We start from the raw sequence: 425 nt of genomic DNA, 5'->3' as shown, positions 1-425 counted from the left end.
TGACGTGCCCCCCGTTTCTCATCCAGCCATAACAAGAGTCCGAGGTTGATCTGGGTAGAGATTGGTTGGGTTGGCAATAGGGCGGCCTGCGCAGCCGTCAACCAGCGCAGCAGGCCGCCCGGCGTTTCCAGCAAGGGCTTGCGCGTAGGCCTGCGGCGTCAGCCAGCCGAGCTTCGAGTGCGGTCGCCGTTCGTTGTAGTCACGCCGCCAGGCCTCGAGCACCGCGCGCGCGTGCGGCAGGGATCGAAACAGCGTCTCGTTCAGCAGCTCGTCACGCAGGCGCCCGTTGAAGCTCTCATTGAAGCCGTTCTGCTGGGGCTTGCCCGGCGCGATGTAATGCCAGCCGACGCCGGTGTCGTCGGCCCACGCCAGGACGGCGTTCGAGGTGTATTCCGTGCCGTTGTCGCTGACGATGGTGTCGGGTC

At 65.6% G+C, this 425-nt stretch carries 1 protein-coding gene; it reads right to left on the bottom strand.

Annotated features, from left to right (window positions below):
• Positions 1-18: 18 nt before the first annotated feature.
• On the bottom strand, positions 19-425 hold a 407-nt coding region (locus tag AC3A3G_RS16380), incomplete at its 5' end, for a transposase family protein (protein WP_487488740.1).

It is taken from the genome of Brevundimonas sp. Soil_N_31 (genome assembly GCF_057655995.1).
This window is presented reverse-complemented; position numbering and strand designations above follow the sequence as displayed.